The sequence below is a fragment of the Mycobacterium sp. genome (assembly GCF_049673265.1).
Taxonomy (GTDB): Bacteria; Actinomycetota; Actinomycetes; order Mycobacteriales; family Mycobacteriaceae; genus Mycobacterium.
Genome location: NZ_JBATXN010000206.1, coordinates 1 through 1,575 on the forward strand (window position 1 = coordinate 1; position 1,575 = coordinate 1,575).

At 62.6% G+C, this 1,575-nt stretch carries 3 protein-coding genes; 1 reads left to right on the forward strand and 2 read right to left on the reverse strand.

Features of this window, described 5'->3' with window-relative positions; genetic code table 11:
* Both WBF82_RS07325 and WBF82_RS07330 read right to left on the reverse strand, forming a co-directional pair.
* A partial coding sequence (locus tag WBF82_RS07325) for a thiolase family protein (protein WP_424382398.1) occupies positions 1 to 694 on the reverse strand: 694 nt, incomplete at its 3' end.
* Between the two features lie 12 nt (positions 695 to 706).
* Positions 707 to 1,120, reverse strand: coding sequence for a Zn-ribbon domain-containing OB-fold protein (locus WBF82_RS07330; RefSeq protein ID WP_424382399.1), 414 nt, complete (start codon positions 1,118 to 1,120; stop codon positions 707 to 709).
* Positions 1,121 to 1,252: 132 nt separating this feature from the next.
* Between WBF82_RS07330 and WBF82_RS07335 the strand changes: the two genes are divergently transcribed.
* Positions 1,253 to 1,546 carry a putative quinol monooxygenase gene (locus tag WBF82_RS07335; RefSeq protein WP_424382400.1) on the forward strand — a complete coding sequence of 98 codons (294 nt, stop codon included), beginning with the start codon at positions 1,253 to 1,255 and terminating at the stop codon, positions 1,544 to 1,546.
* Positions 1,547 to 1,575: the final 29 nt, after the last annotated feature.

Genomic DNA, 1,575 nt, shown 5'->3' on the forward strand with positions numbered 1-1,575 from the left:
TCTCACACGCGCGCACATACACGGGCTTGTCGGTGTACTTGTGCGCCATGTCGGCGCGGCACATGATCACTGCAGCGGCCCCCTCGTCGGGCGCGCAGAACATGTACTGCGTCAGCGGGTAGTTCAGCACCGCCGAGTTGAGGATCTGGTCCTCAGGGATTGGCTTGCGGCGGAACGCATTCGGGTTCAGCGCGCCGTTGCGGAAGTTCTTGGCGGCCACCTTGGCCAGGGTGGCCTGAGAGATGTTGTGGTCGTGCAGGTACTTGTTGGCCTTCATTCCGAAGAATTTGGTGGTGACGAACTGCCCGTTCTGGGCATACCACTGCGGCAGCGCCAGTTTGGCGGGGTCGTCGGTAAAGGCGCCGCGGGGATGCTTGTCCATGCCGATGGCGATGCCGATGTCGTACTTGCCCAGCCGGATGGTGTCGGCGGTCTGCTGAATAGCGCTGGCCGCGGTGGCGCAGGCATTGAAGACGTTGGTGAAGGTGATGCCGGTCAGACCGACCAAGCGGGTCACCGCGTCGGGGTTGGACACCTCGTGGCTGCCGCCGAACCCGAATTGGATGTCCTTCCAGTCCACGCCGGCGTCGGTCAATGCCAATTGGATTGCCTCGGCGCCCATTTCCATCGCGGTCTTCTCGAACCTGCCGAATGGATGCAGGCCCACGCCGATGATGGCCACGTCGTTAGTCATGTGGACCCCTCCCTATACCGGCTGGAACGCGAAAGTGACGATCTCGTTGCCATCAGCATCGGTGGTCAACGGCACCATGGTGAGTTCGACCTGCTGGCCGAACTTGAGCTTGGCCGGATCGTTTTCAGTCAATCGGCCCTCCACCCGGATCACGTCGCCGAGCTGGACCAGGCCCACGCCGAACGGCACGAAATCGTCGCCGGTCGGGCCGGCATAGGGAGCACCGGGCGGGAAGCCCTGGGTGGTCCATGCCACCAGGGTTCCGCTGCGCGGCAACAACACTTCGCTCATCTCGCCGCCACTGCAGCGCGGACACCGCTGCTGCACCGGAAAGGTAGTGGCGCCACAGCCGCCGCATCGACTGCCGATCAACTGCGGACTCTCGTCGGGCCAGGTTGAGATGTCCGGGGCAAGTGCCTTCTGCATCGAGCGATCCTCCAGCGATCATCCATCCAGCAACCAGAACATTGCTCACTGAACCGTATAACAGCCTTGGTGAAAAGTGGAAATCCCATTCTCATAATCGGCGCGCGGCAGCTCTGCATTATGTTGGCGACCATGGCGGTCACGGTGATTCTCGAACTCAGGTTCAAGCCCGACGAGGTCGCCGCGGGGCGCGAACTCATGGGCCGGGCGTTGCAAGACACTCGGGCGTTCGATGGGAACCTGCGCACCGAAGTGCTCGTCGACGACGACGACGAAGCGCACTGGCTCATCTACGAGCTATGGGAATCGGTCGAACACGACGACGCCTACCGCAGGTTTCGCGCCGGCGAAGGCAAGCTGACGCAGCTCCCTCCCCTGTTGGCCGCACCTCCGGTCAAGACGCGGTACACCACCAGCGACGTCTAGCTCAGCGCGGGAATCACTTCTTGTTCGAA